Annotated in this window: 10 protein-coding genes; 3 read left to right on the top strand and 7 right to left on the bottom strand. The window is 72.2% G+C overall.

The features are described 5' to 3' along the window. Positions 1 to 388: 388 nt before the first annotated feature. Positions 389 to 1,393, bottom strand: a complete 1,005-nt coding sequence (locus ACZ6R9_RS33380) for a stage II sporulation protein M (protein WP_380488707.1) — start codon at positions 1,391 to 1,393, stop codon at positions 389 to 391. A 238-nt stretch (positions 1,394 to 1,631) separates the two neighbouring features. Between ACZ6R9_RS33380 and ACZ6R9_RS33375 the strand changes: the two genes are divergently transcribed. Beyond that, the gene (locus tag ACZ6R9_RS33375; protein ID WP_465542499.1) at positions 1,632 to 2,714 is read left to right on the top strand and encodes an RDD family protein; all 1,083 of its coding nucleotides are present in this window, start codon (positions 1,632 to 1,634) and stop codon (positions 2,712 to 2,714) included. Between the two features lie 9 nt (positions 2,715 to 2,723). Here ACZ6R9_RS33375 and ACZ6R9_RS33370 read toward each other — a convergent pair whose 3' ends face one another. Next, on the bottom strand, positions 2,724 to 3,341 hold the full coding sequence (locus ACZ6R9_RS33370) for a hypothetical protein (protein WP_380488705.1): 618 nt from the start codon (positions 3,339 to 3,341) through the stop codon (positions 2,724 to 2,726). 108 nt (positions 3,342 to 3,449) lie between these two features. Here ACZ6R9_RS33370 and ACZ6R9_RS33365 point away from each other — a divergent pair, with 108 nt between their 5' ends. Both ACZ6R9_RS33365 and ACZ6R9_RS33360 read left to right on the top strand, forming a co-directional pair. Then, entirely contained in the window at positions 3,450 to 3,962 is a 513-nt protein-coding gene (locus tag ACZ6R9_RS33365) for a SigE family RNA polymerase sigma factor (RefSeq protein WP_380488704.1), read from the top strand. Continuing rightward, positions 3,959 to 4,963, top strand: a complete 1,005-nt coding sequence (locus tag ACZ6R9_RS33360) for a hypothetical protein (RefSeq protein WP_380488703.1) — start codon at positions 3,959 to 3,961, stop codon at positions 4,961 to 4,963. The genes ACZ6R9_RS33365 and ACZ6R9_RS33360 overlap by 4 nt, the downstream gene beginning before the upstream one ends. Positions 4,964 to 5,031: 68 nt before the next feature. Here the strand turns inward: ACZ6R9_RS33360 and ahcY are convergent, their stop codons facing one another. From ahcY to ACZ6R9_RS33335, 5 genes are all read right to left on the bottom strand, one after another. Next, positions 5,032 to 6,480 carry an adenosylhomocysteinase gene (ahcY, locus tag ACZ6R9_RS33355; protein WP_380488702.1) on the bottom strand — a complete coding sequence of 483 codons (1,449 nt, stop codon included), beginning with the start codon at positions 6,478 to 6,480 and terminating at the stop codon, positions 5,032 to 5,034. 185 nt (positions 6,481 to 6,665) lie between these two features. After that, a complete protein-coding gene (locus ACZ6R9_RS33350; protein ID WP_465542496.1) occupies positions 6,666 to 7,640 on the bottom strand; it encodes a cation diffusion facilitator family transporter in 975 nt (324 codons plus the stop codon). 70 nt (positions 7,641 to 7,710) lie between these two features. Continuing rightward, positions 7,711 to 8,877: an SIS domain-containing protein gene (locus tag ACZ6R9_RS33345; protein WP_380488700.1), complete on the bottom strand. Its 1,167-nt coding sequence runs from the start codon at positions 8,875 to 8,877 to the stop codon at positions 7,711 to 7,713. Positions 8,878 to 8,910: 33 nt separating this feature from the next. Continuing rightward, positions 8,911 to 9,093: a Trm112 family protein gene (locus ACZ6R9_RS33340; protein ID WP_043914240.1), complete on the bottom strand. Its 183-nt coding sequence runs from the start codon at positions 9,091 to 9,093 to the stop codon at positions 8,911 to 8,913. Positions 9,094 to 9,218: 125 nt separating this feature from the next. Then, a complete protein-coding gene (locus tag ACZ6R9_RS33335) occupies positions 9,219 to 10,607 on the bottom strand; it encodes a phosphomannomutase/phosphoglucomutase (protein WP_380488709.1) in 1,389 nt (462 codons plus the stop codon). Between the last annotated feature and the right edge of the window lie 82 nt (positions 10,608 to 10,689).

Raw genomic sequence — 10,689 nt, 5'->3', positions numbered from 1 at the left:
TTCAGGCGGCCTTCCGACCTGCCCTCCGGGCGCTTCGTTCTTTCGTGTTTCCAGCTTATCAGATGTTTTCCGCTCCGTTTTCCGGAGTTTCATTCGATCCGATTTTTGCTTCCCGCTGGAGTGGGAATTCCTTCGACTTCGCTACAGACCTTATCAAAGGTTCTGCGTCGCTCTGCTTCGGGGTTTTTCGCCGGAACCCGTCCTGCACCCTCTCGGATGCCCGCCGTGTTCCTGTCGATGTCGTAGACCCTACGCCCGGGCGGACTGTAAGTCCAATCGCGCCCAACCGTTCAAACCTACTGACCCGGAAAGATCAAGTCAATGATCCCTTGGGGTGATCACCAGGCTACCAGGTTTAAAACGGCACCCGTGACCAGGCACGCCGTGGTCAGGCGGCCATCGGCTGGTGGTCGGTGCGGTCGGCGGCTTCGACGTCGCCGAGCTCGCCGCGGGCGGCGGCGTGCTTGCCGAGGACGAGGGCGTAGACGAGGAAGAGCGCCTCGACGGTGAGGCCAATGCCGACCCGGAGCCAGGTGGGGAGGGCGGAGCCGCTGACGAAGCCTTCGATGATGCCGGTGACCAGGAGGACGGCGGCGAGGCCGATGACGGAACCGATGACGGCGCGGCCTTCCTCGGCGAGGGCCACGGTGCGGGTGCGGGGGCCGGGGTCGATGACGGTCCAGCCGAGGCGGAGGCTGAGGCCGGCGGCGACGAAGACGGCGGTGAGTTCGAGCAGGCCGTGCGGGATGAGCAGGCCCAGGAAGAGCGGGAGGCGGCCGGCGGAGGCCATCAGTCCGAGGCCGACGGCGAGGTTGATCATGTTGCTGAGCAGGATGAAGATGACCGGGATGCCGAGCACGACGGCGCAGATCAGGCAGTAGGCGGCGACCCAGGCGTTGTTGGTCCACACCTTGGCGGCGAAGTTCGCCGAGGGGTGGTCGGTGTAGTAGGCCTCGTACTCGCCGCCGGGCTTGGTGAGGTCGTTCAGCTGGTCCGGCGGGATCAGGGCGTTGCGGACGTCGGGGTTGGTGCCGATCCACCAGGCGACCAGGGCGCTGAGGAGGAAGAAGACCAGGCCGATGGTCAGCCACCAGCGGCGGGCGCGGTACAGCGCGGCGGGGAAGCTGGTGGTGAAGTAGCGGGCGGCGTCGCGCCAGGAGGAGCTGCGGGCGCCGGCGACGGCGTTGCGGCCGCGGACGACGAGTGTGGTGAGGCGTCCTTCCAGGCCGGGGTGCGGGGCGGCGGCCTGGACCTGGGCGAGGTGGCTGGTGGCGCGCTGGTAGAGGGTGATCAGTTCGTCGGACTCCTCGCCGGTGAGCCGGCGGCGGCCGCTGAGTATCTCCAGCCGGTGCCATTCCGCCTGGTGGGCGGCGACGAAGACGTCCAGGTCCATTGCGGCTCTCTCCGGGTGCGCGGCGGGGCAGGACGGCGGGCACTGGTTGGTGTGCGGCCGGGGCGGTGCGGGGCTCAGCATGCCAGAGGCGGCGCCTGGTGTGTCGGCGGATGTCGGATGCGGCTCCCGGGGTTACCGGGCGGGGGTGGGCAGCCGTATGTTTGCCGCTGTTGATCGAGGGGGGCGGGTTGCGCGACGTGGGTCGTCCGGCGCCCCGGGAGCGGAACGGGTGGGTGGCGTGAGCGAGCTGGTGACCGGTGAGGCGGTCGTCCTGGGGCTGCGGACGGCGAGGTTGCCGTCGAGAGCCCTGGCCCGGCTGCTGGACGCAGCGGTGTACATGATGGCGTACTTCTTCTGCGGGATCGCGATGGTCTTCGGGCTGTCCGCGATCGAGGGGGCGGCGGGAGACGCGTTCGTGGTCGCGCTGATGGTGTTCTTCACGGTGCTGCTGCCGGTGATGGTGGAGACGCTGTCGCGCGGCCGGTCGCTGGGGAAGGCGGCGCTGGGGCTGCGGGTGGTGCGGACGGACGGCGGGCCGATCCGGTTCCGGCACGCCCTGGTGCGCGGGCTGGTGGGGGTCATCGACTTCGGTCTGCTGGCGATGCCGGCCGTGGTGGTGTCGCTGTTCTCGGAGCAGGGGCGCCGGCTGGGCGACATCTTCGCGGGGACGCTGGTGATCCGGGAGCGGCTGCCGCAGAGCGCCCGCAGCCACGGGGCGGTGCCGCCGGTGCCGCCGCAGGTGATGCACATGCTGGGGGCCGAGCTGGTGGCGCTGGACCTGTCCGGCGTGCCGGACAGCCTGTGGCTCTCGATCCGCCAACTGCTCAGCCGCATGCACGAGTTGGACCAGCCGGTGGCGGCCGGGCTGGCGGACCGGTTGGCCGCGGAGCTGGCGGCGCGGATCGGCTGGTCGGCGCCGCAGGGCCTGCCGGCGATAGTGTACCTGGGCGCGGTGACGATGGAGCGCCAGCGCCGCGAGTGGGAGCGGGCGGCCCCGGCGGCGTACGGCGCACCGATGTTCGGGATGCCGGCACCCATGCCGGTTCCGATGTCCGTGCCGGTGCCCGCGCGGACCGGGCCAGCCCCTGCGGGCCCGGCGCAGCAGCCGAACGGGAAGCCGGTGCGGGTGCTCGGCGTACCGCAGCAGGCGCGGCCCGAGCAGGCGGCGGCCCCGGCCCCCGTCGCGCAGCCCGTCCCGCTCGCGAAGCCCGCTGAGCCCGCGGTACCCCCGGCGCCCGTGGCGCCCGCAGCGCCCCTGGCACCGCCGCAGCCCGCGCAGCCGCCGGCCGACGGGGGTGGCGGGTTCGCGCCTCCGGCGTGAACGTGCGTGTCAGCGGCGGGGGTTGGGCGGGCTGTCGAGTTCTTCGAGGTCGATGCCGGGGGCGGCGAGCAGCACGTCCCCGGTGAGGTGGATGTCGCGGAGCTCGCCGGTTTCGAGGTCGGTGACCCGGTAGTGCTCGACGGGGAGCGGGCCGGTGTCGGTGGGGTGGTCCTCGACGGTGAGCAGTTGCCAGCTCTGGTCGAGGGTGCGGGGGGCGAGGGCCTGTCCGGTGAAGGAGACCAGACGGATCCGGGCACTGACGCCGGGGTCGAGGTCGAGCAGCCGGGCGGTGGCGATCAGGAACGCGGGCGAGTCGCCGGTGAAGGCGTGGGCCCGGTCCTCCCCCTCCATGGCTTCGGCGACGGCGGGGTCGGCAGCGGCCCGGACCCAGTGCACGCCGTCGAGTGCGCCGCCGCGTACCTGCCAGCCCCCGCTGCGGAGCTCGACGCGGATCGGCCGGTGGCGGGCGTCCAGGGTGAGGTCGGTGGTGCCGAGGACGGTGCCGTCGGGCCGGTAGCGCTTGGCCACGTAGCGCCAGCCGGCCGGGCCGGGGGCGCACTGGAAGCGTTCCTCGCCGAGCGGGGTTCCGTCGTGCGGATCGTGGAGGGTGTAGCGGCCGTTCGGCATGGGGGGAAGCCTACGTAATTCGCCGTGCAACCTTCGTGGGGGCGGGGCGCATCAGGGGGTCGGCGGTGCGGTCGTGCCGTCGGTCCACTGGGAGGAGGGGCTCCGGAGATGGCGGAGCTGGCGCGGGACGAGGAGTTCACCGCGTTCGTGACCTCAAGGGCGGTCTGGTTGCGGAGTGTCGCGTATCTGTTGTGCGCGGACTGGCATCGTGCGGACGACCTGGTGCAGGAGTCGATCACCAAGCTGTATCTGCACTGGGGGCGGGTGAGCCGGGCGGAGAACCCGGACGGGTATGCCCGGGCGGTGCTGGTGAACGCGTTCCTGGCGGAGCAGCGCACCGCGTGGTGGCGGCGGACCAGGCCGGCGGCGCGGCCGCCGGAGGTGCCGGGGCCGGTGGAGGCCGATCTGGCGGTGTCGCTGGACCTGCGGGAGGCGTTGGCGGCGTTGCCGCCGCGCCAGCGGGCCACCGTGGTGCTCCGCTACTACTGCGATCTGACGGTCGAGCAGACGGCGGAGGAGCTGGGGTGTTCGAGCGGAAATGTGAAGAGCCAGAGTTCGCGGGCGTTGCAGGCGCTGCGGCGTTCGGTGCGGCTCCGTCCGACGGGGAGGTCGGAGGCATGACCGGGGACGGGGAAGAGCTGTCCGTGCGGATGGCGCGCTTGGTGGCCGCGGAGGAGGCGTCGGCCCCGCCGTCGCGGGTGGATCCGGCGCTGGCGGTGCGGCGGGGCCGGGCGGTGCTGCGGCGGCGGACCTGGTCGGTGGTGGCGGCCGCGGCGGCGGTGCTGGCTGCGGGGTCGTTCACGCTGCTGGGCGGGGACGGGGCCGGGTGGAGTCCGTCCGGCCCGTCGGCGGGTGGGCGGGCCGGACAGCCGGCGCCGGTGACCGGCCGCACGGTGTTGACGGTGCCGGCCCGGTTCGGCTGGCTGCCGGCCGAGGTGACCGGGCTGGAGTACCGGTCGAGCGCGGCTGGGGTGGAGGTGCTGGCCACGGGCTCCGGGCCGCAGTTCACCCTGACCGCGTTCCCGGTGGGGGTGACCCCGCTGGTGGACCCGCTGCTGGGCCCGGGTGACGGGGTGCGCCTGGACGCGCCGCCGGTCAACGGGCAGGAGGCGTACTGGATGTCGTCGAGCGACCCGGGATTCGCGAGAACGCTGAACCTGTTGCGGTTCCGCGGCCCGGACGGTCGCTGGTTCCAGCTGGAGAGCACGGGCCTGGCGGAGGCGGACCGGCAGCAGGTGCCGTTGCGGGTCGCGGCGGGGGTGGTGATGGGGAGGTACACGCCGCCGATGCCGGTCGCGTTCTCCTCGCTGCCGGCGGAGGCGGTGGTCACCCAGGCGTCGCTGCGGCGCACGGTGGGCGGTGCGGACCTGTGGACGGCCCAGGTGGGTCTTCAGGAACGGGGTGGCCACGCCGTCACGGTGTCGGCGGTGCCGGAGGGCCCCGGGGCGGCCACGCTGCCGCTGCGGGACACCGGGCTCTGCGCGTCCGGCCAGGGGATGCGCTGGTGCGTGGACGAGCTGCATCCGGCGTCGGACGAGATGAGCACGCTGCGGACCTGGCTGGCCCGGGTGGTGCCGCACGGCGCGGACGACCGCGACTGGTCGGTGGACGTGCTGCCCTGAGGCCCGCGAACGCGCCGGTGCCCGGCTCCCCCACAGCTGGGGGCGCCGGGCACCGGTGCGAGGGGAGGTCAGTAGCGGTACTGCTCCGCCTTGTACGGGCCCTCGACCGGGACGCCGATGTAGTCGGCCTGCTCCTGGGTGAGGGTGGTGAGCTTGACGCCGAGGGCGTCGAGGTGGAGGCGGGCGACCTTCTCGTCCAGGTGCTTCGGGAGGACGTAGACGCCGACCGGGTACTGCTCGGTCTTGGCGAACAGCTCGATCTGCGCGATGGTCTGGTTCGCGAAGGAGTTGGACATCACGAAGGACGGGTGGCCGGTCGCGTTGCCGAGGTTCAGCAGGCGGCCCTCGGAGAGGACGATGATGGTCCGGCCGTCCTCCTTGCGCCACTCGTGGACCTGCGGCTTGATCTCGGTCTTCACCACGCCGGGGAGCTTGGCGAGGCCGGCCATGTCGATCTCGTTGTCGAAGTGGCCGATGTTGCCGACGATGGCCTGGTGCTTCATCCGGGCCATGTGCGAGGCCATGATGATGTCCTTGTTGCCGGTCGTGGTGACGAAGATGTCGGCGATCTCGACGACCTCGTCCAGCGTGGTGACCTGGTAGCCGTCCATCGCCGCCTGCAGGGCGCAGATCGGGTCGATCTCGGTGACGATGACGCGCGCGCCCTGGCCGCGCAGCGACTCGGCGCAGCCCTTGCCGACGTCGCCGTAGCCGCAGACGACCGCGACCTTGCCGCCGATCAGCACGTCGGTGGCGCGGTTGATGCCGTCGATCAGCGAGTGGCGGCAGCCGTACTTGTTGTCGAACTTCGACTTGGTGACCGAGTCGTTGACGTTGATGGCCGGGAACAGCAGCTTGCCGTCGCGGTGCATCTCGTACAGGCGGTGGACGCCGGTGGTGGTCTCCTCGGTGACGCCCTTGATGGTGGCGGCGACCTCGGTCCACTTCTGCGGGGTCTCGACCAGGGTGCGGTTGAGCAGTTCCAGGATGATCCGGAACTCGTCGTTGTCCGCGGTGTCGGGCGACGGCGCGGCGCCGGCCTTCTCGAACTCGACGCCCTTGTGGATCAGCAGGGTGGCGTCACCGCCGTCGTCCAGGATCATGTTGGGGGTCTGGCCGTTCGGCCAGGTCAGCGCCTGCTCGGTGCACCACCAGTACTCCTCCAGGGTCTCGCCCTTCCAGGCGAAGACCGGGACGCCCTGCGGGTCCTCGGGGGTGCCGTTCGGGCCGACCGCGATGGCGGCGGCGGCGTGGTCCTGGGTGGAGAAGATGTTGCAGGAGCACCAGCGGACCTCGGCGCCCAGGGCGGTGAGGGTCTCGATCAGCACGGCGGTCTGCACGGTCATGTGCAGCGAGCCGGTGATCCGGGCGCCGGCCAGCGGCTGGGAGGCGGCGTACTCGGCGCGGATCGCCATCAGGCCGGGCATCTCGTGCTCGGCGAGCTGGATCTCCTTGCGACCGAACGGGGCCAGGGAGAGGTCGGCGACCTTGTAGTCGCCGGCGGGCTGGATGGACATGCGAACTCCTCGCTGCATGGGCCTGGTTACGGGTGTGCTGAGCGGCAGAGGGGCGCGGTGGCAACCCTCTGCTGCGGCACAATCCGTCGGAGGACCTCTCTCCCTCGACCGGAGCCGGGCTCCGATCGACCGCCATCAGCAGCGACGTTTGGCACTCCGACGAATCTACACCGATTGGACGGGGCTCAGTGGGCGTTCGGGCCCGGACCGCCCGGCGTCGCTTCGGCATCCGGCCCGGCCAGCGCCTTCTCCTCGGACCAGACGTCCGGCTCCAGGTAGATGGCGCGGGCGATCGGCACCGCCTTGCGGACCCGGACCTCGGCCCGGTCGATCGCCTCGGAGACCACGGCGGCGCTGTCCTCCGCGTTGACGGCGATCTTCGCGGCGACCAGCAGTTCCTCGGGGCCGACGTGCAGCGTGCGCATGTGGATCACGCCGGTGACGGTGTCGTGGTCGACCAGCGCCTCGCGGATCTTCGCCACCACCTCGACGTCGGCGGACTCACCGATCAGCAGCGACTTGGTCTCCAGGGCCAGCACCAGCGCGATGACCACCAGCAGCAGGCCGATGCACAGGGTGCCGATGCCGTCCCACACCGCGTCCCCGGTGACGACGGTCAGGCCGACGCCGAACAGCGCGAGCAGCAGGCCGACCAGCGCGCCGCTGTCCTCCAGCAACACCACGGGCAGCTCGGGAGCCTTGGCACGGCGGATGTAGGACGCCCAGCCGTGCTTGCCCTTGGCCTTGGACGCCTCGCGGAACGCGGTGAGGAAGGACCAGCCCTCCAGCAGGATGGCGAACACCAGCACGCCGACCGGCCAGTACCAGTTCTCCAGCTCGTGCGGGTGGCTGATCTTCTCGTAGCCCTCGTAGATGGCGAACATGCCGCCGAGGCTGAACAGCACGATGGAGACCAGGAACCCGTAAACGTACCGCTCGCGGCCGTACCCGAACGGGTGCTCCTCGGTGGCGGCCCGCTGCGAGCGCTTGCCGCCAACCAGCAGCAGCACCTGGTTGCCCGAGTCGGCCAGCGAGTGCACGCCCTCGGCGAGCATCGAGGACGAACCGGAGAACGCGAACGCCACGAACTTGCTGAGCGCGATGCCGAGGTTCGCGGACAGTGCCGCCACCAGAGCCTTGGTGCCGCCTTCGGTACTCAACCCGGTACTTCCCTCCGCAGCGGGCCCTGACTTTGCCGGGCCTTGGTTGACGAGAGGGGACGATACCTTGTCAGTCCCGGGTGGCCAGGCCCAGGTACACGGCCGCGAAATCGGTCAGGCCGATCAGTTCGGCCAGCGCCTGCAGCGGGTCCTCCAGGCTGGAGGTGTGCTCGGTGATCCGCACCTCGTGGGCGGCCGCCAGGCGGCGGGCCCGGTCGACCGGCCAGGCCGGCTCCTCCAGTTCGGCGACGCCCGGGGTGTGACGGAGCATCAGCACCTGGAGCTGGAGCGGCACCGGCTCGTCGACCCGGTCGCGGAAGAAGTCGTCGGGGTCGGCTCCGGCGCCCAGCCGCCCGTTGAACATGCCGCGGTGCGCGGTCAGCGCCTGCGGGAGGCGGGCGGTCAGCGCGGGCAGGCCGGCCCGGTCGGCGAGGGCCGCGGCGAACCGCTCCCCCGCCGCGGCGGCCGGGGCCCCGTCGGACCACAGCAGCGGAACGGTCTCGGCGAGTTGGCCGGCCAGCGTCTTGGCCGGGTTGTCGTACGCCTGGGCGTCGGGGCGGCAGCGCACCGCCACCTCGTCCAGCCGGTCGGCGGCGGCCTCCAGCGAACCGGGGGCGAGCGGGGCCACGCCGATCCGGTCGGCCAGCGTGAGCAGCGGGGCGAGCACCGCCCACAGCGCGGCCGGGTCCTCGGCGGGCAGGTCGGGTTCGGCGTCGGCGCCGGCGGGTTCCACCGCACTCGGCTCGAACGGCAATGGCAGGCCGCGTACTTGGAGGGCCGCCTCGGCGAGCTCCGAGCCGTCGGGGGCGATCACCGCGATCGCGCAGCCGCGGGTGTACGCCTGCTCGGCGAGGTTGATCATGCCGCCCTCGCGGCCGCCGGCGCTGGCCAGCACCACCAGGTCCAACGGGCCTGCCCAGCCGGGCAGTTGCCAGGACTCGCCGTCGGTGAAGGCGGGCCCGGCGGGGCGGGCGTCGGCGGGCGGCAACGGCCACACCTGACAGCTGGGCACCGCCAGCGCGGCCAGCACCGCGGCGGCGGTCAGCACCCCGCCGTGCCCGGCGACCAGCACCGCGCGCGGGCGGCCCTCCGGGTTCAGCGCGTTCACGCCGGCCGCGTCGGCGCGGCGCAGCGCGACCCGGATCCGGGCGCCCGCCCCGGCCAGGGACAGCAGTTCACGTCGGCGGTCGGCACGCTGCAGGGCGGCCGGGTCGTCCAGCAGGGAGTCGTCGAACATGGCGGCTGGCCTCCAGCGACTGGCGGGGCAGGGTCAGGACGGGCGGCGGGCCTCGTCCACCAGCAGGACCGGGATGCCGTCGCGCACCGGGTACACCAGGCCGCAGCCCTCGCCGGTGCAGCGCAGCTCGTGGGTCTCGCCCTCGATCTCCTCGGCGAGCGGCGCGCGGCACTCCGGGCAGACCAGGATCTCCAGCAGGAAGGACGGCAGGCTCATGGTGGTCGGGCTCCGGATCTGTGGGCTGTCGCGGTACGGATGGCCGGTGACACAGCAGTACCCCGGCCGGTGGTAACCCTACCGGCCGGGGCACCCGAAAAGTCAGCGGCTGGCTGACCTGGCGGTCAGGCCCGCACGATGGCCAGCACGCCGTCCCGCAGCTCTTCCATCTTCGCCGGGTCCTTGGCCTCGGCGTTCAGGCGGAGCAGCGGCTCGGTGTTGGAGGCGCGCAGGTTGAACCACCAGTCCGGGCCGGCCACGGTGAGGCCGTCCAGCTCGTCGACGGTGACGCCCTCCTGGCCGGCGTAGGCGGCGCGGACCTTCTCGGTGGCGGCGGCCTGGTCGGCGACGGTGGAGTTGATCTCGCCGGAGGCGGCGTACCGGTTGTACTGCTCGGTCAGCGCGGACAGCGGCGCCTGCTGCCCACCGAGGGCGGCCAGCACGTGCAGCGCGGCCAGCATGCCGGTGTCGGCGCGCCAGAAGTCGCGGAAGTAGTAGTGCGCGGAGTGCTCGCCGCCGAACACCGCGTCGGTGACGGCCATCTCCTGCTTGATGAAGGAGTGGCCGACCCGGGTGCGGACCGGGACGCCGCCGAGGTCGCGGACCACCTCGGGGACGGTCCAGGAGGTGATCAGGTTGTGGATGATGGTCGGCTGCGCCTCGCCGTTCGCCTGGGCGCGGGCGATCTCGCGCTCGGCGACCAGGGCGGTGATCGCGGACGGGGAGACCGGGTCGCCGTTCTCGTCGATCACGAAGCAGCGGTCGGCGTCGCCGTCGAAGGCCAGGCCGATGTCGGCGCCGACCTCGCGGACCTTGGCCTGCAGGTCGACCAGGTTGGCCGGGTCCAGCGGGTTGGCCTCGTGGTTGGGGAAGGTGCCGTCCAGCTCGAAGTACATCGGGACGACGTCCAGCGGCAGACCGTCGAACACGGTGGGCACGGTGTGGCCGCCCATGCCGTTGCCGGCGTCCACGGCGACCTTCAGCGGGCGGATCCCGGTCAGGTCGACCAGCTTGCGCAGGTGCGCCGCGTAGCCGTCCAGGGTCTCCTTGGCGGACAGCGTGCCGGTGACGGCGTCGGAGGCCGGGACGTGCACCTTGCCGTTCTCGTCCAGCCAGGACTCGACCAGCTCGCGGATGTCGGCCAGGCCGGTGTCCTGGCCGACCGGGGCGGCGCCGGCCCGGCACAGCTTGATGCCGTTGTACTGGGCGGGGTTGTGCGAGGCGGTGAACATCGCGCCGGGCAGGTCCAGGCTGCCGCTGGCGTAGTACAGCTGGTCGGTCGAGCAGAGGCCGATCTCGACCACGTCGGCGCCGCGAGAGGCAGCACCCTCGGCGAACGCGCGGGACAGCGACGGCGAGGACGGGCGCATGTCGTGGCCGACCACGACGGCGCTGCCGCCGACCACCTCGACGAAGGCCGCACCGAAGGCGTACGCCAGCGACTCGTCCCACTGGTCCGGCACGACGCCCCGGACGTCGTACGCCTTCACAAGCTGCTTGAGGTCCCGCACCAGAATGCTCCCGTGTGTGTGCTGCGATGTGCTGCGCGCATACCGGACGCGCCGTCCGAGCCGCAGATGGGCAGCGTACCCGGCT

This window comes from Kitasatospora sp. NPDC048662 (genome assembly GCF_055587065.1).
Note: the sequence above shows the minus strand (reverse complement) of the source record. Positions and strands in the feature narration are given on the sequence as shown.